Origin of the sequence: Mesorhizobium sp. B4-1-1 (assembly GCF_006439375.1) — a bacterium.
In the GTDB taxonomy this organism is placed as follows: Bacteria; Pseudomonadota; Alphaproteobacteria; order Rhizobiales; family Rhizobiaceae; genus Mesorhizobium.
In genome coordinates, this window is record NZ_VFTH01000002.1 from 87,840 (window position 1) to 107,920 (window position 20,081).

Sequence of the window (20,081 nt, forward strand, 5' to 3'; positions counted from 1 at the left end):
GATCAAAAATTCTTTGCCCGTGCCTGCGCATCCGGGGAGAGGAAACCGCTCACCGTGGCCCTGGTCTCGAGCGCCATTGCGTCGGCAAGGGAAGAGTGGAAGCCGTTGTTGATGGCTTGCTTGATGTCCGCCACCGCGCTTTCCGGACGCTCCGCTATCGCCAAAGCGAGTTTCCTCGCCTCGTCCAGCAATTGCGCCTCGGGACAGAGTTTCCAGGCGATGCCGACCTCGAGCGCTTTCCTGGCATCGTGCTTCTCGCCCAGGATCATCAGTTCCTTGGCGACCTGCGGCCCGGTCTGCTTGGTCAACAGGGCGGTGACGCCACCGGTGACGAACAGCCCGTAGCTGACTTCGGGGAAGAACCAGCGCGCATTGTCGGCGAACAGCGTGAAGTCGCAATTCACCGCCCATTCGAGCGCGCCGCCGACGCACCAGCCATGCACCGCGGCAATGACGATCTTGCGCGACTGCATGATCTGCAAAGTGATGTTCTGGATGGCGTCCACCCAGGCCTGTGTCGTGGCCTCGGAAGTGGTCTGGGAGTCGAGATCCTTGAGGTCGTCGCCGGAGCAGAAGGCGCGCCCTTCGCCGTGCAGGATGACGGCACGGATCGACGGGTCCGCTTCGGCTCGCGCCAGCGCCTCGGACAGGTCGTCGACGAGTTGCCTGTTCATGGCGTTCAGCCGTTCGGGACGGTTGAGCTTGACCCAGGCGATTGCGCCGTCGTGCCTGGAAATGACTGCGCCCATCTTGGCATCGCCCATCTTGGCGTCCTCCTCAAACGATCATCGGTTCGGCGTAAGCGCCCCAGACCTTGCGCAGCGCGGCGCAGATCTCGCCAAGCGTCGCCTTCGCCTTCACGGCCTCGATGGTCTTCGGCAGAAGATTGATGTCGTCGGACCTCGCTTGCTCGGCGAGTTCCTTCAGCAGTTCCCGGACACGGGCGTTGTCACGGTCCGCCCGCGCCGCTTGCAGGCGGTCGATCTGCAGCTGCGTGCACTCTTCGTCATAAGGATGGATGTGCACTTCGGCCGATCGGCTGGTCTCGTCGACGTACCGGTTGACGCCGACCGAGATCTTTTCGCCGGCATCGATCTTCTGGAACGTGGCGTAAGCCGAGTCCGCGAGCTTCTGCTGGAACCAGCCTTCCTCGACCAGTTTCACGGCGCCGCCGCGCTCGTCGACTTCGTCCAGCAGCTTCCAGATTTCTGTCTCCATGTCGCGGGTGAGACGCTCGATGAAATAGGAGCCGCCGAGAGGATCGATCACGGAGGTCACGTTGATCTCGTCGCGGATGATCTGCTGGGTGCGGATGGCCAGCTTCATGGCCTCTTCGGTCGGGATGGCGAAGGCCTCGTCGAGGCCGTTGGTATGCATGCTCTGGCAGCCGCCCAGCACGGCGCCGAGCGCCTGGATGGCCGTGCGCATGAGATTGTTATGGTGCTCGACCTTGGTCAGGCTCATCGCCGCGGTCTGCACATGCACCCGCAGCCGCATGGACTCCGGCTTCCTGGCCTTGAAGCGTTGCGCCATGATCTTGGCGTAGACCCGCCTTGCCGCCCTGAACTTGCAGATCTGCTCGAAGAAGTCCTGGTGGCTGATGAAGAAGAAGGACAACCGGGGCGCGAAGTCGTCGATGTCCATGCCGGCGCCGGTGACCTCCTCGCAATAGGCGATGGTGAAGGCCATGATGAAGGCGATCTCCTGCAGCGCGTTGCCGCCGACATCCGAGAGGTGATAGCCGCTGAGGCTGATCGGATTGATCTTCGGCGTCGCCCTGGCGCTGTACATGATCAAGTCGCGCAGCAGCCTCACCGCGGGACGCACCGGATAGATCCACTCCTTCTGCGCCACATACTCCTTCAGCGGGTCCGCCTGCAGCGTGCCCGCCAGCTTATGGAGGTCACAGCCGCGCCGTTCGGCGACGGAGACATACATGGCGTAGACCACCCAGGCCGACGGATTGATGGTGAGCGAGACCGAGATCTTTTCGAGGTCTATTCCGTCGAACAGCCGGTCGACATCATCGACCGTGTCGATGGCGACGCCGACGCGCCCGACTTCGCCGAAGGCCCTCGGATCGTCCGAGTCCAGGCCGAGCAGCGTCGGCAGGTCGAAATCGGTGGAGAGCCCGGTCTGACCGGTCTGGATCATGTATTTGTAGCGCTGGTTGGTGGCCTCGGGATTGCCGAAGCCGGCGACCTGCCGAATGGTCCAAGGCCTGCCGCGATACATCGTCGGATAGGCTCCGCGGGTGAAGGGATAGGCGCCGGGAAAACCCAACTCGTCGGCGGGAATGTCGGCGATGTCGGCGGCCGTGTAGACGCGCTTCAGCGGAATGCCGCATTCGGTCTCGTAGGCCGGCTTTTCCTCGGGCCTGCTGCCGAGCGCGGCGGCGAGTTCCTTTTCCTCCCACGCGGCCTGCTTTTCGCGGATGTCCTCGATCGCGGTTTGCGAGAACAGGTTCATGTTGCTTGCGCCTCGTTCGTCCAGCCGAGCAGAAGGCGGGCCGCGCCGCCGGGGTCCATGTCCCTGTTCACGACGGCCTGGATGTGCTCTCCGACCTCGCCGGCCCGCTCATCGAACTTGCGCTGGAAAAGATATTTGGCCGCGCCGAGGATCCGCGTCCGACAAATGCCCCGCTGCCGCTCGGCCAGCTCGCCGCTGTCGTGCAGATGCGACCAGTGCCTGGAGATGGCGTCCTTCAGCTCGCCGATCCGCTCGCCCGAGACCGCGCTGACCGGCAGGACCGGCGGCGTCCATTTCGACCCCGTCCGTTCGGTACCGAGGGTCATCATGCCGCGCAGGGCCGAAACGGTCGCCGCCGCTTCCGGCTTGTCGGCCTTGCTGACGACATGGATATCCGCGATTTCGAGAATGCCGGCCTTGATCGCCTGTATGTCGTCGCCGAGGCCAGGCGCCGAAAGAACGACGATGCTGTGCGCCGCCGTCACGACTTCCACCTCGTCCTGGCCGACGCCGACGGTCTCGATGATGATGGGCGAGTAGCCGGCGGCATCGAGAACATCGACCGCCTGCAGCGTCGATCGGGCAAGGCCGCCCAGATGGCCGCGCGTCGCCATGCTGCGGACGAAAGCCTGCGAGGACGAGGCCGCCTCGCTCATGCGCACCCTGTCACCGAGGATCGCGCCGCCGGAGAACGGGCTGCTCGGATCGACGGCGACGACGCCGATCTTGTGCCCCTCCGACGCGAATGCCCGGATGAGAGAAGACACAAGCGTGGACTTGCCGGCTCCCGGAACGCCGGTGATACCGACGACATGCGCCTTGCCGGTATGCCCGTAGATCTCCGCCAGCGCGGGCGCGGCTTCCGGATAGCCGGCCTCGGCGCGGGTGATCATGCGGGCGATGGCCGCGACGTTGCCCGCGAGGATTTCGGGCACGAGCTCGATCGAGGGCCTGTATGCCGCGCGCCTCACCGGTCTCGAGGGCGTGAAGACGGTCATACGCGGCCACGAGCGGCGATCAGGTCCCTGATCGTCGTCACGATCAGTTCGGCCCGCGCCTCCTGCGGCACGATCGCGTCGACGCCGCTGTCCCACAAAGCGGCATAATCCTGCTCTGGAATAACCCCGCCGGCGACGACGAAGATGTGGTCGGCCTTCTGCTCGCGCAGGCAGCGCCCCAATTCCCGGAACAACGGAACATGGGAGCCGGAAAGGAGGCTGACGCCGATGACGTCGACATCCTCCTGGACCGCCGCCGCCACGACCTCGTCCGGAGACTTGTAGAGGCCGGTGTAGACGACCTCCATGCCGGCATCGCGCAGGATCCGCGCGACCACCTTGGCGCCGCGGTCGTGCCCGTCCAGCCCGAGCTTGGCGACAAGCACGCGGATGGTGCCGGTCGCCGCGTTCTCGTCCGACGCGTCGCCCGCGGCCTGTTCGGTCATGTCCGCTTCGTTCATCGGCCCCGGTCCGTCACTCTGCAGCCATGCGGCCGCCGCTCCCGGACAGCACCGCTTCGATGGCGTCGCGGATCGTGCGCAATCCGAGGTCGAGCTCTTCCTCGGAAATCGTCAGCGGCGGAGCGATGCGGAACACGCCGCCCATGCCCGGGAGCTTGACGATGTTCATGCTCAGTCCGCGCTTGAATGCTTCCGCGGCAATTTTCGCGCCGAGCTCGTGATCGGGCTCGCGGCTCTCTCCGTTCTTGACGATCTCGACCCCCAGCATCAGGCCGCGGCCGCGCACGTCGCCGACGCACTCGAAGCGCTGCTTCAGGTCGGACAGGCCGTCGAAAAGCCTTCTTCCGAGATGGCGCGCGCGCTCGACAAGGCGCTCCTCTTCCACGACATCGAGCACGGTCACGCCAACGGCGGCCGGCAGCGGATCGGACACATGGGTGGTGTAGAACAGGAAGCCCCGCTCATGCGCCGTTTCCTCGATCTCGGCCGTCGTCATGACCGCCGCCAGCGGAAGGCCGGCGCCGATGGTCTTCGACAGAGTGAGGATGTCCGGCGTGACGCCGTCGCGCTGGAAGGCGAACATGTCGCCGGTGCGGCCGACGCCGGTTTGCGCTTCATCGAGGATGAGCAGCATGCCGCGTTCGCGGCATTTCTGCTTCAGCGCCGCGAGATAGCCCTGCGGCAGCTCCAGCATGCCCCCGCTCGACAGGATCGGCTCGGCGATGAAAGCCGCGAGGCTGCCGGTCGACTGGCTGTCGACCAGGGCGAAGGCGTCATCGAGCTCGGCCGCCCAGTCGAGCGAGCCGTCGGCTTTCTTGAAGCGCGGGCGAAAGCTGTTCGGCGGGGGAATCGCGATCGAGCCGACCGCCGCGGGACCGTAGCCCTTGCGCCCGGCGCTGTAGGTGGCGGAAGCCGCAACGCCGGTCATGCCGTGCCAGCTTTTGGAGAACGCGACGATCTCGTGCCTGCCGGTCACCAGCTTCGCCATGCGGATGGCCGCCTCGTTCGACTCCGCCCCCGTCGAAAGCAGGAGCGCCCTGTCGAGGCCGGGCGCCAGCGCGGCGAGGCGCTCGGCAAGCTCGACAACCGGGCGGGACAGCATGCCGCTGAAGAGATGCGCGACCGTTTCGACCTGGCGGCGCACCGTCGCGACGATCCTCGGATGCGCATGCCCGAGCAACGCGCTCATCTGGCCGGAGGTGAAGTCGAGTATGGGCCGGGCATCGGCGTCGTAGACGAACGAGCCTTCGGCCCGCTCGATGATGGCCGGCTCGAAGGCGCCGCCATATCGGATGAGGTGCTTTCGCGCCGACGACCAGAAGGCATTATCCAGATTTCTTGACATCTCGCAGCCTCGCCAAAACGCAGGCCCGAAGATTAGCGTCTGGCGCTACAGCAGTAAAATTGATAGATATCGGACTCCGATATCAATGGAATTGATATGCCCGCACCCCTCGATCTCAGATTGCTGGCGACCTTCGTCCGCGCGGCGCATTCGGGAACGCTCAGCGCCACCGCCCTGCAGGTCGGGCGGACGCAATCGGCGGTGACGATGCAGATACAGCGGCTCGAGGATGCGCTCGGCGGCCAGAGCCTGTTCCATCGGAGCGGCAGCGGCGTCCGCCTCACCGGCAGCGGCGAGCGCTTCCTTGCCTATGCCGAGCGCATCCTCAAAATCCACGATGAGGCGGTTTCGGCTTTCTCCGGCAAGGGCCTGCAGGGATCGATCATCTTCGGCAGCCCGGAGGACTATTTGAGCGCCTTCTTTCCCACGCTCTTGAGAAGCTTCGGGAGCCTTTATCCGGACATCGAGATCAAGGTGGTGTCGGCGCCGACCGTCGAGCTGCACAATCTGCTGCATGCGCGCCAGGTCGACCTGGCGCTCGTCTCCATTCCGGACGCGAGCGCCCCCAGGGAGGTCGTGCGCACGGAAGCGATGGTCTGGGTCGGCAGCAAGCCGACACTGGAGCTGCACGAGTTCGGCGAGACCGTGCCGCTGGCTCTGCCGGCATCGAACGCCATGGACCACAAGGCGGCCTGCGATGCCATGTCACGCGCCGGACTGCGCTACAAGATATCCTATGCCAGCAACAGCCTCACCGGCCTGATCGCGGTGGCGCGGTCCGGCCTTGCGATAAGCGTGATGACGCAGAGGGCCGTCCCGTCGGATCTCTTCATCCTCAATGCGCCGCTTCCGAGATTATCCCGGCTCGGCGTTCTGGTCGCCTTCGCCGAGACCACGAGATCGCCGGCCGTCGAGGCGTTTGCCAGTCACATCCGGAGCGTCCTGCCGTCGCTCTAAAAAAATCGACCCGCCGGAGGTCCGGCCATCGATTAGGCTCTCCACAGAGGCAACCAATCCCCGCTAGATAGCGGTCGCATCGGACGAGTTATCGGGAGCAAAAATGATCTTACTGACGAGAGCTGTGATTCAGCCCTGGAATTGCGACATGATGGGCCACATGACGACGCGGTTCTACGTCGCCTTTTTCGACGACGCCATCAACATCCTGCTCGGACAGGCGACCGGATGGGCGCCGACGACGCCCGAATGGGCCGACAGGGGATGGGCGGACGTCCGGCACGAGATCGACTTCGTCGGCGAGGTGGCGTCCGGGGTCATCGTGGAAATCTTCGGCACGATCCGCACTATCGGCCGCACCTCCATCCAGACGGATTACGAGATGCGCAGGCTGCATGGCGGCGAGCTCGCGGCGAAGCTCGCCGCCAAGACGGTCTTCTTCAATCTTGCGGAGCGGAAATCCACCCCGCTGACGGAACCTATGCTTGAACGCCTGAAATCCTGGATGGCTTGAGCGGCAATATCCTCGCCGTACCAGGCGCTGCCCGCAGTGTCACGAACATAGGCGGGGTAGTGCAGCTCCAGCGGCGGCCGCAGCCGAAAGCGCCAGGCCCGCCCCGCAATACTCCTCCGGGATCAGCGTCGCGAGATAGCCCGCTTCCGTCAGTGCGTTGACGAAATCCAGCGGGTAGGCGCGGTCGACGTCGAGCTTTCGCCCGGAAACCGCTCGCAGACGCAGCCTCGCGGATCTCCTCATTATCGACAACCTTGAACATCAGGCGCTCCGCGCGGCACGCGCCTGGGGACGCGCATCTGCAGCGATTTCAAACAAACCCAGCGAGCGCACCGGACGGTTGTCGGGCAGTGCAAGGATAGCGCCAATCAGTTCGTCGGCGCGGGCTTGCGAACTACCGCCAGCGACGAGCTGCGCGCGCGCTTTCTCGGAGAGCTCGGCCACCGTCACCGGATTGCCGGGATCTCCCTTGGCGTCGTGTCGCGCGGCGGAAAGACGCCGGCCGGAAGCCGTCTCCACCACGATTTCGGCGCCCCACGATTCGGGGTACGCAGCCTCGATCTTCGGCGCCAGCTCGACGTCGACTTTCTTGCGTTCGCCGGCCATCGCTGCCGGGCATTGGCATCGAAACTTGCCTGGTCGACACGACCGTCCGCCAGGGCGATCGCCACGGTGTGCTGCAGCGAGAATTTGGCGCTGTAGGGATCGTCGGGGGTGGGCCGGTCGCACACGTCAAGCGCGGCCCGGTAAGCTCCGACCTCCACCTTGGCGATGGCTTCGCCGGCTATCTCGCCGTGCAAGGCGATGGCGCCGTCGATCGCCGGATGGGTATGACGGCAGCAGGGCCAAGGCTTGATCGAGGTGTTGGTCAGCTGCCAGGCCCGATCAGGCCCGGCCGTCACAGCCCCCGGGATTGGGTCTGGACACAGGCCCGCGTAGAACCCTTTTTCGCCCTCCAGGATGTTTTGCGCGCCCGTGAATCCTTCCCTGGCCAGGAACGATGCAAGCACGCCCGACTCCGCTGCCCGGGCAGTGTGAAGATGCTTGCTCATGGCGCCTTCGGCGAGGAACTCCCAAAGTCCCGACGACTGGGTTCCGGCGTTGCCGAGCGCCCAAACGGTTCTGTCGTCATCGAGGCCTAGGAGATCGGCCACGGCAAAGGCCGCGCCGAACGGCCCGCAGGTCGAGGTGTTGTGCCAGACCCGGTAATGCTTCTTGCCAACGGACATGCCGACGCGGCAGCAGGCTTCGTATCCCGCGAGAACCGCGGAGGAAAGCTTCGCCGCCAAGGTCGCGATCGTGGGCCACGGCCCAGGCCGCGGGAATGACGACGCTTCCCGGATGGGTCACCGAATCCCGGTGCAGGTCGTCCATCTCCAGGATGTGGGACAAACCGCCGAGATAGAACGCCTTGCGAGCCGTATCCGCCTGCGCCGGCGGCGCGACCGCCTTGAGCATGCGGCCAGGTTCGGTCGGCAACGCGCCAAGCGCACAGCCGAGCGTATCCAGGACGAACAGCGATGCCCATTGCAGATCGCTTTCGGTCATCGGCTTTTCGCGGATCAACCGGGTCAGGTCGCGGTCAGGCTCATAGCATTGCATTCCCTATCCGTTGGGATCCTGCCGTGTCCAGCGGACCGAACTCCCGCCGCAAAGCCACATCATGTTCACCAAGCGAGGGCACCCTGCCCAGTGCGGGGCGCTTGCCATCGACCGTGACCGACGGCGCAAAAAGCTCGACCGGGACCAACCGCGGTCTCGATCGCAATCCTGGTCGCGCTGCGATGCGCCGCCAGATCCGCCATGGTCGATACATGGCCATATCCAATGCGCACCTGGTCCAGCAGCTCGCATAGTGCGGACTTGGTATAGGGCGCCAGGATCGCCTGCACACATGCGTCGAGCGGCTCGCGGTTCTTGATGCGCAGCACGTTGCGTTCGAATCTCGGATCCGTCGCGACCGACGGCTGGCGCAGAACGCTCTCGCAGAAGACGGCCCATTCGCGTTCGTTCTGGACGGCGATCAGGATTTCCCCATCGCTCACGCGAAACAGCCCGTAAGGAGCGATCGAAGGGTGGGCGAGGCCGAGCCGGCTGGGCTCCTTGCCGCCGTAATGGCGCGCCAGGTACGGCACGTTCATATATTCGGCGAGGGTGTCGAACAAGGAGACCTGCAGGTGAGCCCCTTCCCCGGTCCGAGCGCGCATGATCAGGGCTTCGAGGATGGCGGCATAGGCGGCCTGTCCAGTGGCGATATCGGATATCGATATGCCGACGCGCGTCGGGCCCGACGTCGCCGATCCCGTGACACCCGCCAGACCCGCTTCCGCCTGGATGAGCAGGTCATAGGCTTTCCGATCGTGATCGGGCGTTGCCGGCGCATAGCCACCGATGTCGCACACGATCAGCCGGGGGAACCGCCGCCTGAGGTCGGCGCTGCCGATGCCCAGCCTGTCGGTGGCGCCGGGCACCAGGTTCTGGATAAACACATCGGCCGTGGCGAGCATCGCTTCGACCAGCGCCAGATCATCCAGTCGCTTCAGGTTGACAGTGCAGGACTGCTTGCCGCGGTTGGTCCAGATGAAATAGCTCGACAGGCCGTGGACGTAATCGTCATAGCCGCGCGCGAAATCGCCCTCGGGGCGCTCGAGCTTGATGACGCGCGCGCCGGCGTCGGCCAGCCGCGACGTCGCCAAGGGCGCGGCCACGGCCTGCTCCAGCGAGACGACAGTTGTTCCCTCCAGCGCGCCTGGCATGGCTCGCTCCTTATCCTGCTTTTCCGATACCATCGCACCGGAAGGGTCCCCTCCGTCAAATAGCGTTTTGTAATGGGAGGTATAGCGAAACTTTTCGGGATCATGCCCTAGCCGGACAGGTCAACAGCGGCGACGTCCGGCATGTCGGCGATGGTCCACTACACGGCGTGCCCCTCGGCTGACCCGTCAGAGCCGCCCCAAGGTCAGGCGCCGCTCCACATCGCATCCGGCACCACCACCAGCTTGCCAACGAAGTCCTTGCCCATGAAGTCGGTCTGGGCGCGGTGGAAATCGGAAAGCTTGTAGACGCCGCCGACCAGTGGCTTGATCTTTTTTTCCTCGATGTAGCGCACGATGCGGCGGAAATCGGCCCGCGTGCCCTGGCTCGAGCCGTTGAGCTGCAGCTGCTTCAGATACATGGTGCGCAGATCTAGCTGCACAACCGGCCCGGCGATGGCGCCAGCCGTGGTGTAGCGGCCTTCCGGCCGCAGGATACGCAGCAGGTCGTTGAAAATGGCGCCGCCGACCAGATCAGCGACCACGTCGATCGGCTGGCCGCCAGTCGCTTCGTTGACGGCGGCCGGCAGATCGGCCACGCCGCGCGTGATCACCTTCTCGGCGCCGATGTCGAGCACGGCCTGCTCCTTGCCCTTGCCGGCCACCGCGTAGGGGATGGCGCCGCGTGCCCGAGCCAGTTGCACGATGCCGGAACCGACACCGCCGGAGGCACCGGTGACCAGCACACGCTCGCCGGCTTTCAGCGCGGCGCGTTCCAGCATCTGCTCGCCAGTGAGATAGGCGCAGCAGAAGGTGGCAAGCTCGACATCGCTCAGATCAGTGTCGACGACATGCGCGTTCTCGGCCGGCAGCGCCTGGTATTCGGCATAACCGCCATCGCGGCCGTGGCCCATATAGTCGATGTCGGCCAGCGAATCGTCGTCGCGGTTGTAGATCGAGAAGTCGACCATGATGCGCTCGCCGATGCGATCGGAGGACACGCCGTCACCGACAGCGACGATGGTGCCAACCGTGTCGGTGCCCTGGATGCGCGGGAAGGTGAGCGTGTTGCCCTGGCGGCGCCAGGTCGACACGGCAGCCGCATCCTCCTCGGTGCCGTAGGCGCCTTGCCGCACCCAGACATCGGTGTTGTTCATGCCGCAGGCGCTGACCTTGACCAGCACTTCGCCGGCGGCGGGTGCTGGCACTTTCACGTCGGTGCGATAGACGAGCTTTTCCGGACCGCCGTGCCCGGTGAGCAGCACGGCGGCCATGGTGGCGGGGAGGGTATCGGTCATGGCATTCACAGGTCGATTTTCAGAGATTGGCAAACACGCCGTTCACGGCATCGGCGGTCTTGGCCACGACGATGTCGGCCTCCTCGCGAGTCAGGCAGAGCGGCGGCGCGAAGCCGAGGATGTCGCCTTGCGGCATGGCGCGGCCGATGACGCCGCTGCCGGCAAGTGCCGTGGCGACCTGCGGCCCGATCCTCAGTGAAGGATCGAAGAAAACGCGATCGTCGCGGTCCTTCACGAATTCGACCGCCGCCAGCATGCCGTCGCCTCGCACCTCGCCGACATGCTTGTGGCCGCCGACGGCCTTGGCCAGCTCGGCGCGGAAATAGGCGCCGGTCTCGCCGGCATTCTTCACCAGGTCCATCTCGTCGATCAGTTCGAGATTGGCGACGCCTGCGGCAACGCAGATCGGATGCGCCGAATAGGTCCAGCCATGGCCCAGCGAACCGAGCTTGTCGGAGCCTTGCACCAGCACCTGCCACATCTTGTCGGCGACGATGACGCCCGACAGCGGCGCATAGGCCGAGGTCAGGCCCTTGGCAATGGTGATCAGGTCCGGCTTGATGCCGTAGTGGTCGGAGCCGAACATGGTGCCGAGACGACCGAAGCCGGTCACCACTTCATCGGCGACGAGCAGCACGTCATATTTGTTCAGCACGGCCTGTATCTTCTCCCAATAACCGGCCGGCGGCGGCACGATGCCGCCCGTGCCTAGGATCGGCTCGCCGATGAAGGCCGCGACCGTGTCCGGACCTTCGGCGAGGATCATCTCCTCGAGCTTGTCGGCGCAATGTTGCGAGAACTGCTCCTCGCTCATCGAGCGGTCGGCGCGGCGGAAATAATAGGGCGCCTCGGTGTGCAGGATCGGCGCGCGCGGCAGGTCGAAGGCGTTGTGGAACAGCTCCAGCCCGGTCAGCGAACCGGTCATGACGCCCGAGCCATGATAGCCGCGCCAGCGCGAGATGATCTTCTTCTTCTCGGGCCGGCCCAGCACATTGTTGTAGTACCAGATCAGCTTGATGTTGGTCTCATTGGCATCGGAGCCGGAGAGTCCGAAATAGATCCTCGACATGCCCTTCGGCGCGCGGTCGATGATCATCTTGGCCAACGTGATCGAGGCTTCGGTGCCATGCCCGACATAAGCGTGATAGTAGGCGAGGTTCTTTGCCTGCTCGGCGATAGTATCTGCGATCTTCTGGCGGCCGTAGCCGACATTGACGCAATAGAGGCCGGCGAAGGCATCGATGCTCTTCTTGCCGGTGTTGTCCCAGACGGTGACGCCTTCGCCGCCGGCCATGATGCGGGCCGGCGATTCACCGCGCGCATGCGTGCCCATATGCGTCGAGGGATGGAAGAAGTGATCGCGATCCCAGGCGGAGAGTTCGTTGGATTGTTCGAGCATTTTTTTCTCCTGAAATTTCTGGATGGGCTACGCCACGTCCAGGCAAAGGTACTTGAGATCGGTGAAAGCTTCGAGGCCGTGGCGCGAGCCTTCACGGCCGATGCCGGACTGCTTGACACCGCCGAACGGGATCGGCGCGCCGGTGATCTTGACACGATTGATCGCGACCATGCCGTAGTCCAGGGCGCGGCCCATGCGCGCCTGGCGACCACCGTTCTCGGTGACGACATAGGCGACCAGGCCATATTCGGTGGCATTGGCGCGGGCGATGATTTCGGCCTCATCGTCGAACGGAGTCACCGCGGCGACCGGGCCAAAGGTCTCTTCGCGCATGATCAGCGCCTCGTCCGGCACGTCGACGAGCAGCGTCGGCTGGTAGAACAGCGGCCCGGCAGCGTGGCGCTTGCCGCCGGTCAGGCAGCGCGCGCCGTGGTTAAGCGCATCGGCCACCTGCTCCTCCACTTTCTTGACGGCACGTTCGTGCATCAGAGGCCCGATATCGGCATCCGCGGATAGACCGTTGCCTATACGGAGTTGCTCGACGCGGCGGGCAAAAGCGGCGCAGAAGCGATCATAGGTCGGCCGCTGGACATAGATGCGGTTCGCGGCAAGGCAATCCTGGCCCGAGGTGGCGAACTTGGCGTCCAGCGCGATCGCCACAGCCCTGTCGATGTCGGCGTCGTCGAACACGATCAGCGGCGCATGGCCGCCGAGCTCCATCACCAGACGTTTCATAGTCGGCGCGCTCTGCGCGGCGATCAGACGGCCGACCTCGGTCGATCCGGTGAAGCTCATGGCGCGAACGCGGGCGTCGGCGCACATCGCCGCGACGATCGTGCGCGCATCGCCGGTGACGACGTTGAAGACGCCTGCCGGCAGCCCGGCGCGCTCACCGAGCTCGGCCAGCGCCAAAGCCGACAGCGGCGTTTCCGAGGACGGATGCGCCACGATGGTGCAGCCGGCGGCAAGCGCTGCGGCGGCCTTACGGGTGAGCATGGCCGACGGAAAATTCCACGGCGTCACGACGCCGACCACACCGAGCGGCTCGCGGCGCACCGACATCTCGGCATTCGGCAGATGACTGGTTACACTTTCGGCGTTGAGGCGCTTCGCTTCCTCGGCATACCATTCGACGAAGGAGGCGGCATAGTCGATCTCGCCGAGCGATTCCTTCAGCGGCTTGCCCTGCTCAAGCGTCATCAGCAGCGCGAGGTCGTCCTTGGCGGCGATGATCAGATCGAACCATTTCCGCAAGATCTTCGAGCGCTCCTGCGGCAGTGCCGAGCGCCAGGCCGGCAGGGCGCGGGATGCGGCGTCGATTGCCTTTGTCGTCTGATCGGCATCGAGCGCGGCCACGAAGGCGACGGTAGCGCCGGTGGCCGGATCGGTAACCTCAAAACTTGCCGCCGCTTCGCTCGCCGTCCAGTGGCCGTCAACATAGGCGAGCGCACGCAGCAGCCGGCGATCGGCGAGCCGGTCCAGCGCTTCATGGTGGTTGGTGCGGGCAAAATGCGCGGACATCGGCGTCTCCATTCGATGCCGAAGCATCGGCCGTGTCGGGCAAAGAATGGGACTGTTTCAGCGGCTGTTGGTAGAGAGATTGTCTCTATTGGCGCGCGGAAGCAGACGAACTCTCTAGCTGGCCGGCCAGCAGGCGGCGCCGAACCGTAAAAATTGGCTGAGCCTCCTCAAAGTCGTCATCCACGGGCGAAGCAAGGAGCGAAGCGACGCGGCGTAGACCCGAGGATGACGATGGCGCTTTCATTGATCCGGCAGCAGGTCGGCCACAGGCAGCACCGTCTCGTCCTTGACCGTCTTGGTGACGATGTAGGTGAAGTAGCGGTCGATGCCGATCTCACGTTCGAGCAGGCTGTCGACCAGCCGCTGGTAGGCATCGATGTCGCGCGCCATCACCTTCAGGACATAATCGACCCCGCCGCCCACCGACCAGCAGGCGACGATCTCCGGAACATCGCGCACGACCCGCTCGAAACGATCGAAGTCCGCCTGGCGGTGATTGGCCAGGGTCACCTCCATCAGCACCGTCGCCACCGGCGCGATAGCGCGCATGGCGATCGCGGCGTGGTAGCCGGACACGATGCCCGCTTTCTCGAGCTTGCGCAGCCGCATCCAGCACGGCGTCGGCGAGAGGCCGACCTTCTCGGCCAACGCCAGCTTGGTGATGCGCCCGTCGCGCTGGATCGCGTCGAGAATCCTGAGATCGATCGGGTCGAGTTTCGTTGCCGCCATGCGGGATTCGCCTTTCGTCGCGGACACCATGACGATGCATTATTTCGATTGTCAATTGCACTGATTTCGCTCTCTAATAAGTCATGACATTTTGGCAGCCAGATCCTGCTCTCATCCGCCGCCCGGCCTATCTCTCGCTGGCCGACCAGTTCGCGCGCGCCATCCATGATGGTCGGCTGGCCAACGGCACGCGGCTGCCGACGCACCGCCGGCTGGCGGACGATCTGAAGCTTTCGGTACAGACCGTCAGCCGCGCCTATGAGGAACTGATCCGGCGCGGGCTGATTTCCGGCGAGGTCGGCCGCGGCAGCTTCGTGCAGACACAGCGCAGGGAACCGGAGCCGCCCTATATTCCGGAACGGCTGGGCGAGGTCATCGACCTCTCGATCCTGAAGCCGGTCTGCGAGCCGATGCATCTTGAGAAATTGAAGCAAGCACTGGGCTGGCTGGCCGAGAACCTGCCGTCGAGCTCGGCGCTGTCGTTCCGGCCGAACATGGTTTTCCCGCGCCACCGCGCCGTCGCGGTCGAATGGCTGAAGCTCTGCGGGCTGGAGGCATCGCCACAGAATATCAACCTCACCAACGGCGCCACCGCCGGCATGACGGTAGCGCTAATGAGCGTGGCGCCGCCCGGCTCTACGGTCGCCACGGAGGCGATCGGCCACCACACGTTGATCCCGCTTGCGCGCTATCTCGGCTTCAACCTCGAAGGCCTGCCGATCGACGGCAACGGGCTGATCCCCGAAGCGCTCGACGAGGCCTGCCGCCTGTCAGACATTCGCGCAGTCTTCGTCCAGCCATCGGTGATTAACCCGACGGCGACCTTGATGGATGCCACCCGTCGCGAGCAGATTGCGGCGGTTGCCCGCAAGCACGACATCGCCATCATCGAGAACGACGTGCTCGGCCCGCTGGTCGAAGGCCGATCGCCGGCGGTTGCCGCCTTTGCGCCGGAGCGCACGCTCTACGTCACCTCCTTCACCAAGATTACCGTGCCCGGCCTGCGCATCGGCTACCTCGCGGTGCCGGACCGCTATGTCGCAGCCGTCGCCAACCGTCATCTCGTCTCGAACTGGATGGCGACGCCGATGGTGGCCGAGATCGCGACGCGTTGGGTGAGCGACGGCACGGCGATGGAACTGGTCAACTGGCAGCGTCAGGCGTTGAAGCGGCGCCAGGAGATTGCCGCCGAAATGCTGGCAGGCGTCGACTATCGCGTCCACCGCGACGGGCTGCATCTGTGGCTCGAACTGCCGGGCGACCGCGCCGAGGAGAGCTTTGTTTCGCAGGCGCGCCTGCGCGGCGTGGCTATCGCGCCGGGCACGTCGTTCCGCATCGCCCACACGCCATGGCATCCGGCCGTGCGCATCTCTCTCGGATCGACCACCGAAGGGGAACTGCGCGCGGGCCTGAGCGTTGTCGCCAAGCTGTTGCTCGGCGATCCGGAGCATCTCCTGCTCGCCATCTGATGCACAAATGGAATTCGGATTGCCCTGAAATTGCGCCGCGCTGGAAATATTGTCATGATATTATTTTCCCAATTGACATGATTTAGCACGTTTCGCATCGTTAAGGGCATAGGCTTCTCCAGACGAGGACATGGATTGCCCGCGCCCATCATCAAGGTCGATGCGATTTCCAAGAGCTTCGGCGCCTTCAAGGTGCTGGACGGCCTGTCGATGCAGGTCATGCCCGGCGAGAAGCTGGCGCTGATCGGTCCGTCCGGCTCCGGCAAGACGACGATCCTGCGCATCCTGATGACGCTGGAGAAGATCGACGGCGGTCACATCCAGGTCGACGGCGAGCAGCTCTACCACATGGAGCGCAACGGCCGGCTGCTGCCGGCCGACGAGCGGCATCTGGCCAGGATGCGCCAGAAGATCGGCATGGTCTTCCAGCTCTTCAATCTGTTTCCGCACAAATGCGTCATGGACAATGTGACCCTGGCGCCGATGCTGACCAAGGGCGTCGCGCGCGCCGCCGCCGAGAAGCGGGCGATGGAGCTGCTCGACATGGTCGGCCTCGCCGACAAGGCGAAGGCGATGCCGGCGCAGCTTTCCGGCGGCCAGAAGCAGCGCGTGGCGATCGCAAGGGCGCTGGCGCTGTCGCCCAAGATCATGCTGTTCGACGAGGTCACCTCGGCCCTCGACCCGGAGCTCGTCGAGGAAGTGCTCAACGTCATGCGCAAGCTCGCCGCCGAGACCGACATGACGATGCTGCTCGTCACCCATGAGATGGGTTTCGCCCACGACTTCGCCGACCGCGTGCTGTTCTTCGACCGCGGCAGGATCGTCGAGGAAGGCAAGCCCGATGAGATTTTCCGCCATCCCAAACAGGAAAGAACGCAGAGCTTCCTGAAGAAGATCATCGCGGCCGGACATCGTGTCTGACCGCAATGCAAACGGGCGACGCAGTCGTCCCGAGGCGATGCAGTCGCCGCAATCGAGCAAACCAAGAAGAGAAACAAGGAGTTGGGAACAATGAAGAAACTTGCCATTCTGGCCGGCGTCGCCGGCCTCGCGCTGACCTCCATGCTCGCCGCCACGAGCGCGGGTTCGGCCGACGACAGCAAGCTCGAGCAGTTGAAGACGCAGGGCTTCGCCCGCCTCGCCATCGCCAACGAGCCGCCCTATACGGCGGTGGCCGCCGACGGCAAGGTTTCGGGCGCGGCTCCGGACGTTGCGCGCGAGATCTTCAAGCGGCTCGGCGTCGCGGATGTCGTGGCCTCCATCTCAGAATATGGCGCCATGATCCCCGGCCTGCAGGCGGGCCGCTTCGACGTCGTCACCGCGGGCCTGTTCATGAAGCCGGAGCGCTGCGCGGCGGTCGCCTATTCCGAGCCGGTGCTTTGCGATGCCGAGGCGCTCCTGGTGAAGAAGGGCAATCCGAAGGGTTTCAAGAGCTATGAGGACATCGCCAAGGATACATCGGCGACCGTCGGCGCGCCTGGCGGCGGCACCGAGGAGAAGCTGGCGCTGAATGCCGGCGTGCCGCGCGACCGCGTCATCGTCGTGCCGGACGGCCAGAGCGGTCTGAAGATGGTGCAGGACGGCCGCATCGACGCCTATTCGCTGCCGGTGCTCTCGATCAACGACCTGGTCAAGAAGGCCAACGACCCGAACCTCGACGTCATCGCCCCGGTGGTCGGCGCGCCGGTCTATTGCGACGGCGCCGCCTTCAAGAAGGGCGACGAGGCGCTGCGCGACGCCTATGATGTCGAGCTCGCCAAGATGAAGAAGTCCGGCGAGTTCGCCAAGATCATCGAGCCTTACGGCTTCTCGGCCGCGGCCGCGATGTCGACGACGCGCGAGAAGCTCTGCTCGGCGAAGTAAACGCTCTTTTGCCTTTTCCCCGCCTGCGGGGAGAAGGCGGCTCGAAGAGCCGGACGAGGGGCGGCGCAAGCATTTCAAGGTTAGCGCTGCCCCCAATCCGCCTGCCCGTCCTGCGCAGCAGCTGTGCTGCAGCTACGGAGGGCAAACCGGCATCTTCTCCCCGTTTACGGGGAGAAGGAAGCTAACCGCAAACGTTGGAACCCTATGACCCAGTGGTCCGGCTATCTCGGCCTGATATTGCAGGGAGCGCTTGTCACCATCGAGCTGACGCTGATGGGGTCGGTGCTCGCGCTGATCATGGCCTTCCTTGCCGGCATGGGGCGCGTGTCGCGCTTCTTCATCCTGCGCGCGATCGCCACGGTCTACATTGAATTCTTCCGCGGCACCTCGATCTTCGTGCAGTTGTTCTGGGCCTATTTCGTGTTGCCTTTCGCCGGCCTGTCGCTGACACCGCTGCAGGCGGGCGTGCTGGCGCTGGGCTTGAATGTCGGCGCCTACGCGGCGGAGGTGGTGCGCGGCGCCATCCTGTCGGTCGCCCGCGAGCAATACGAGGCCTGCACGGCGCTCAATCTCGGCCGCTGGCAAGGCATGCGCCACGTGATCCTGCCGCAGGCGCTGCTGGTCATGCTGCCGACCTTCGGCAACAACGCGATCGAGTTGCTCAAGGCGACGTCGGTCGTCTCGCTGATCTCGCTCGCCGACCTGACCTTCCAGGCGCAGGTAGTCCGCTCGCAGACCGGCAGCACGCTGATGCCCTTCGTCTGCGTGCTGGTCATCTATTTCGCGCTGGCGCTGATCATCTCCTGGGGCGTTCGCACGCTGGAACGCCGCATGGCGCGCGGGCTTGATGGGGTGCGTGTCTGATGGACTGGGATTGGAACTTCGTCTGGGAGATCATGCCGACCCTGATCCAAGGGGTGAAGATCACCATCCTGGCGACGGTGCTCGGCTCGATATTGGCCGCGATCGTGGGGCTTGGGATCGCGCTGGCGCGGCGCTCGGAGAACCGGATCGTCGCACGCGGGGTCGGCTGGTTCGCCGAGTTCATCCGCGGCACGCCGCTCCTGGTCCAGCTCTATTTCATCTTCTACGTGCTGCCCGACATCGGCATCCTGCTGCCGCCGCTGGTGGCGGGCGTCATCGGGCTTGGCCTGCACTACGGCACGTATACGGCCGAGGTCTATCGCGCCGGGATCGACAATGTGCCGCGCGGCCAGTGGGAGGCGGCCAAGGCCTGCAATCTCAATGGCCGGCACACCTGGACGCACATCATTCTGCCGCAGGCGATCCCGCCGATGATCCCGGCCCTGGCCAACTATTTCATCGCCATGTTCAAGGAGACGCCGCTGCTTTCGGCGATCACGGTGCTGGAACTGATGAACCAGGCCAAGAGCGTCGCCAACACCTATTACCGCTACATCGAACCGATGACGCTGGTCGGCGCCTTCTTCCTCGTCATCAGCCTCTGCTCGGTCGTTCTGCTGCGCTGGCTGGAGCATCGCTATGGCAGGATCGAAAGATGAAAGTCATGAAACCTTTGCCTGAGATCCGCCTCGAAACGGCGCGCCCCGCGCTGGACGCGCGTCCGCTGCAAAAGCGCGTCGGGCTGATTGCGCTTGCGACCGACCACACCAGCGAGGTGGATTTCCGCCGCATGGTGGCGAGCGAACGCGTCGGCGTCTATGTCGCGCGCATCCCCTACGCCAACCCGACCACGCCGGAGAATTTGCGCAAGATGCAGCCGTCGCTTTCGGCCGGCGCGGCGCTCATCCTGCCGGACGAGCCGCTCGATGCGATCTGCTACTCCTGCACCTCGGCCTCCGTGGTGATCGGCGATGCCGAGATCGAAGCTGCCATCCAGGCGGCCAAGCCAGGCGTTCCCGTCGTCACCCCGCCGATGGCCGGCATGCGCGGCCTGAACGCCTTCGGCGTGAAGCGCATCAGCATCCTCACGCCCTACACCGTCGAGACCAGCCGGCCGATGGCAGCCTATTTCGCGTCACACGGCTTCGACATCCAGAGCTTCTCTTGCCTCGGCTTCGAGGACGACCGCGAGATGGCGCGGATCACGCCGGTGTCCCTCGTCGAGATGGCGCGCAAGGTCATGCATCCCCAGGCCGATGCGCTGTTCGTCTCCTGCACCGCGCTGCGCGCCGCGCTCGCCGTTCCCGGCATGGAAGAGGCGATCGGGCGTCCGGTCGTCACCAGCAACCAGGCCAGCGCCTGGAACTGCCTGCGGCTGTGCGGAGACGACACGCCGCGACCGGAGTTCGGCCGGCTGTGGACCAAGCCCCTGGCGCAGTGA

20 protein-coding genes and 2 pseudogenes are annotated in these 20,081 nt (G+C 64.9%); 8 read left to right on the forward strand and 14 right to left on the reverse strand.

The window, feature by feature from the left end:
* Positions 1 to 2: 2 nt before the first annotated feature.
* From FJW10_RS03245 to FJW10_RS03265, 5 genes are read right to left on the reverse strand one after another with little or no spacing between them, the layout of a single operon-like run.
* Positions 3 to 764 carry an enoyl-CoA hydratase/isomerase family protein gene (locus FJW10_RS03245; RefSeq protein WP_246674096.1) on the reverse strand — a complete coding sequence of 254 codons (762 nt, stop codon included), beginning with the start codon at positions 762 to 764 and terminating at the stop codon, positions 3 to 5.
* 13 nt (positions 765 to 777) lie between these two features.
* Positions 778 to 2,469 carry a methylmalonyl-CoA mutase family protein gene (locus tag FJW10_RS03250; protein WP_140898360.1) on the reverse strand — a complete coding sequence of 564 codons (1,692 nt, stop codon included), beginning with the start codon at positions 2,467 to 2,469 and terminating at the stop codon, positions 778 to 780.
* Positions 2,466 to 3,467, reverse strand: coding sequence for a methylmalonyl Co-A mutase-associated GTPase MeaB (gene meaB / locus FJW10_RS03255; protein WP_140898362.1), 1,002 nt, complete (start codon positions 3,465 to 3,467; stop codon positions 2,466 to 2,468). The genes FJW10_RS03250 and meaB overlap by 4 nt, the downstream gene beginning before the upstream one ends.
* The gene (locus FJW10_RS03260; protein WP_181177403.1) at positions 3,464 to 3,913 is read right to left on the reverse strand and encodes a cobalamin B12-binding domain-containing protein; all 450 of its coding nucleotides are present in this window, start codon (positions 3,911 to 3,913) and stop codon (positions 3,464 to 3,466) included. The genes meaB and FJW10_RS03260 overlap by 4 nt, the downstream gene beginning before the upstream one ends.
* Positions 3,914 to 3,941: 28 nt before the next feature.
* Positions 3,942 to 5,273: an aspartate aminotransferase family protein gene (locus FJW10_RS03265; RefSeq protein WP_140898366.1), complete on the reverse strand. Its 1,332-nt coding sequence runs from the start codon at positions 5,271 to 5,273 to the stop codon at positions 3,942 to 3,944.
* Positions 5,274 to 5,369: 96 nt separating this feature from the next.
* Here FJW10_RS03265 and FJW10_RS03270 point away from each other — a divergent pair, with 96 nt between their 5' ends.
* Both FJW10_RS03270 and FJW10_RS03275 read left to right on the forward strand, forming a co-directional pair.
* Positions 5,370 to 6,230 (forward strand): LysR family transcriptional regulator, encoded by an 861-nt coding sequence (locus FJW10_RS03270; RefSeq protein WP_140898368.1) that lies wholly within the window; start codon positions 5,370 to 5,372, stop codon positions 6,228 to 6,230.
* Between the two features lie 103 nt (positions 6,231 to 6,333).
* Complete coding sequence (locus FJW10_RS03275; protein ID WP_140898370.1) at positions 6,334 to 6,744, forward strand: thioesterase family protein; 411 nt, start codon at positions 6,334 to 6,336, stop codon at positions 6,742 to 6,744.
* 72 nt (positions 6,745 to 6,816) lie between these two features.
* Here the strand turns inward: FJW10_RS03275 and FJW10_RS30690 are convergent.
* The 9 genes and pseudogenes from FJW10_RS30690 to FJW10_RS03310 form a co-directional block, all read right to left on the reverse strand.
* A pseudogene (locus tag FJW10_RS30690) lies at positions 6,817 to 6,945 on the reverse strand (acyl-CoA dehydrogenase family protein); the annotation flags it as partial.
* A gap of 60 nt (positions 6,946 to 7,005) precedes the next feature.
* On the reverse strand, positions 7,006 to 7,305 hold the full coding sequence (locus tag FJW10_RS30930; RefSeq protein ID WP_281405109.1) for a hypothetical protein: 300 nt from the start codon (positions 7,303 to 7,305) through the stop codon (positions 7,006 to 7,008).
* Complete coding sequence (locus FJW10_RS03285; protein WP_281405108.1) at positions 7,191 to 8,033, reverse strand: MmgE/PrpD family protein; 843 nt, start codon at positions 8,031 to 8,033, stop codon at positions 7,191 to 7,193. The genes FJW10_RS30930 and FJW10_RS03285 overlap by 115 nt, the downstream gene beginning before the upstream one ends.
* 34 nt (positions 8,034 to 8,067) lie before the next feature.
* A pseudogene (locus tag FJW10_RS30935) lies at positions 8,068 to 8,346 on the reverse strand (MmgE/PrpD family protein); the annotation flags it as partial.
* A gap of 65 nt (positions 8,347 to 8,411) precedes the next feature.
* A complete protein-coding gene (locus tag FJW10_RS03290) occupies positions 8,412 to 9,500 on the reverse strand; it encodes a CaiB/BaiF CoA-transferase family protein (RefSeq protein WP_348639747.1) in 1,089 nt (362 codons plus the stop codon).
* A 203-nt stretch (positions 9,501 to 9,703) separates the two neighbouring features.
* Positions 9,704 to 10,804, reverse strand: coding sequence for an alcohol dehydrogenase family protein (locus tag FJW10_RS03295; protein WP_140898374.1), 1,101 nt, complete (start codon positions 10,802 to 10,804; stop codon positions 9,704 to 9,706).
* Positions 10,805 to 10,814: 10 nt separating this feature from the next.
* Entirely contained in the window at positions 10,815 to 12,194 is a 1,380-nt protein-coding gene (locus FJW10_RS03300) for an aspartate aminotransferase family protein (RefSeq protein WP_140898376.1), read from the reverse strand.
* 27 nt (positions 12,195 to 12,221) lie between these two features.
* Positions 12,222 to 13,715, reverse strand: a complete 1,494-nt coding sequence (locus tag FJW10_RS03305) for an NAD-dependent succinate-semialdehyde dehydrogenase (protein ID WP_140898378.1) — start codon at positions 13,713 to 13,715, stop codon at positions 12,222 to 12,224.
* A 240-nt stretch (positions 13,716 to 13,955) separates the two neighbouring features.
* A complete protein-coding gene (locus FJW10_RS03310; RefSeq protein ID WP_140643242.1) occupies positions 13,956 to 14,444 on the reverse strand; it encodes an Lrp/AsnC family transcriptional regulator in 489 nt (162 codons plus the stop codon).
* A gap of 83 nt (positions 14,445 to 14,527) precedes the next feature.
* Between FJW10_RS03310 and FJW10_RS03315 the strand changes: the two genes are divergently transcribed.
* The 6 genes from FJW10_RS03315 to eutA all read left to right on the forward strand — a co-directional run bounded on the left by FJW10_RS03315 (position 14,528) and on the right by eutA (position 20,081).
* Positions 14,528 to 15,913 (forward strand): PLP-dependent aminotransferase family protein, encoded by a 1,386-nt coding sequence (locus FJW10_RS03315; protein WP_140898380.1) that lies wholly within the window; start codon positions 14,528 to 14,530, stop codon positions 15,911 to 15,913.
* A 135-nt stretch (positions 15,914 to 16,048) separates the two neighbouring features.
* Positions 16,049 to 16,834 (forward strand): ectoine/hydroxyectoine ABC transporter ATP-binding protein EhuA, encoded by a 786-nt coding sequence (gene ehuA / locus FJW10_RS03320; protein WP_140834087.1) that lies wholly within the window; start codon positions 16,049 to 16,051, stop codon positions 16,832 to 16,834.
* A gap of 90 nt (positions 16,835 to 16,924) precedes the next feature.
* The gene (ehuB, locus tag FJW10_RS03325; protein ID WP_140834085.1) at positions 16,925 to 17,776 is read left to right on the forward strand and encodes an ectoine/hydroxyectoine ABC transporter substrate-binding protein EhuB; all 852 of its coding nucleotides are present in this window, start codon (positions 16,925 to 16,927) and stop codon (positions 17,774 to 17,776) included.
* Between the two features lie 204 nt (positions 17,777 to 17,980).
* Complete coding sequence (gene ehuC / locus FJW10_RS03330; protein WP_140898382.1) at positions 17,981 to 18,640, forward strand: ectoine/hydroxyectoine ABC transporter permease subunit EhuC; 660 nt, start codon at positions 17,981 to 17,983, stop codon at positions 18,638 to 18,640.
* A complete protein-coding gene (gene ehuD, locus FJW10_RS03335; protein ID WP_140706240.1) occupies positions 18,640 to 19,299 on the forward strand; it encodes an ectoine/hydroxyectoine ABC transporter permease subunit EhuD in 660 nt (219 codons plus the stop codon). Before ehuC ends, ehuD begins: the two co-directional genes overlap by 1 nt.
* 5 nt (positions 19,300 to 19,304) lie before the next feature.
* On the forward strand, positions 19,305 to 20,081 hold the full coding sequence (eutA, locus tag FJW10_RS03340) for an ectoine utilization protein EutA (protein WP_140834245.1): 777 nt from the start codon (positions 19,305 to 19,307) through the stop codon (positions 20,079 to 20,081).

Excerpts from the sequence above, each read along its gene's own strand:
- FJW10_RS03245 (WP_246674096.1), bottom strand. The coding sequence starts at position 764 with ATGGGCGATGCCAAGATGGGCGCAGTCATTTCCAGGCACGACGGCGCA.
- FJW10_RS03250 (WP_140898360.1), bottom strand. The coding sequence starts at position 2,469 with ATGAACCTGTTCTCGCAAACCGCGATCGAGGACATCCGCGAAAAGCAG.
- meaB (WP_140898362.1), bottom strand. The coding sequence starts at position 3,467 with ATGACCGTCTTCACGCCCTCGAGACCGGTGAGGCGCGCGGCATACAGG.
- FJW10_RS03260 (WP_181177403.1), bottom strand. The coding sequence starts at position 3,913 with ATGACCGAACAGGCCGCGGGCGACGCGTCGGACGAGAACGCGGCGACC.
- FJW10_RS03265 (WP_140898366.1), bottom strand. The coding sequence starts at position 5,273 with ATGTCAAGAAATCTGGATAATGCCTTCTGGTCGTCGGCGCGAAAGCAC.
- FJW10_RS03270 (WP_140898368.1), top strand. The coding sequence starts at position 5,370 with ATGCCCGCACCCCTCGATCTCAGATTGCTGGCGACCTTCGTCCGCGCG.
- FJW10_RS03275 (WP_140898370.1), top strand. The coding sequence starts at position 6,334 with ATGATCTTACTGACGAGAGCTGTGATTCAGCCCTGGAATTGCGACATG.
- FJW10_RS03290 (WP_348639747.1), bottom strand. The coding sequence starts at position 9,500 with ATGCCAGGCGCGCTGGAGGGAACAACTGTCGTCTCGCTGGAGCAGGCC.
- FJW10_RS03300 (WP_140898376.1), bottom strand. The coding sequence starts at position 12,194 with ATGCTCGAACAATCCAACGAACTCTCCGCCTGGGATCGCGATCACTTC.
- FJW10_RS03305 (WP_140898378.1), bottom strand. The coding sequence starts at position 13,715 with ATGTCCGCGCATTTTGCCCGCACCAACCACCATGAAGCGCTGGACCGG.
- FJW10_RS03310 (WP_140643242.1), bottom strand. The coding sequence starts at position 14,444 with ATGGCGGCAACGAAACTCGACCCGATCGATCTCAGGATTCTCGACGCG.
- FJW10_RS03315 (WP_140898380.1), top strand. The coding sequence starts at position 14,528 with ATGACATTTTGGCAGCCAGATCCTGCTCTCATCCGCCGCCCGGCCTAT.
- ehuB (WP_140834085.1), top strand. The coding sequence starts at position 16,925 with ATGAAGAAACTTGCCATTCTGGCCGGCGTCGCCGGCCTCGCGCTGACC.
- ehuC (WP_140898382.1), top strand. The coding sequence starts at position 17,981 with ATGACCCAGTGGTCCGGCTATCTCGGCCTGATATTGCAGGGAGCGCTT.
- ehuD (WP_140706240.1), top strand. The coding sequence starts at position 18,640 with ATGGACTGGGATTGGAACTTCGTCTGGGAGATCATGCCGACCCTGATC.
- eutA (WP_140834245.1), top strand. The coding sequence starts at position 19,305 with ATGAAACCTTTGCCTGAGATCCGCCTCGAAACGGCGCGCCCCGCGCTG.